Below are 271 nucleotides of genomic sequence, written 5' to 3'. Positions count from 1 at the left end.
ACCAAATATTATTCTAGCATGCTGAGGTGCCTATTTTAATACAACGGTAGAACCTTTCCGGAACCATACGCATAGCGCATGGTTTACTTTTATTCAAACAAAAGACGAGGTTGGGATTTGCCTTTCCCAACCTCGTCCTTAAAGTCAAAGCCATTTGTTATGATGCGTCCGAGTTATTGTAATTTTTGAAGATAACTGCGACCAAATTCTGGAAGCGGTACACCAAAGTTATCTGCAATGGTTGCCCCAATTGAACTAAACGTTGTATCCG

At 40.6% G+C, this 271-nt stretch carries 1 protein-coding gene; it reads right to left on the bottom strand.

Annotated elements, in window-relative coordinates; genetic code table 11:
• Positions 1–173: 173 nt before the first annotated feature.
• The coding region (locus CD118_RS12270; protein ID WP_228446447.1) for a hypothetical protein at positions 174–271 on the bottom strand (98 nt) is incomplete at its 5' end.

This window comes from Staphylococcus coagulans (assembly GCF_002901995.1).
GTDB lineage: Bacteria > Bacillota > Bacilli > Staphylococcales > Staphylococcaceae > Staphylococcus > Staphylococcus coagulans.
Note: the sequence above shows the minus strand (reverse complement) of the source record. Positions and strands in the feature narration are given on the sequence as shown.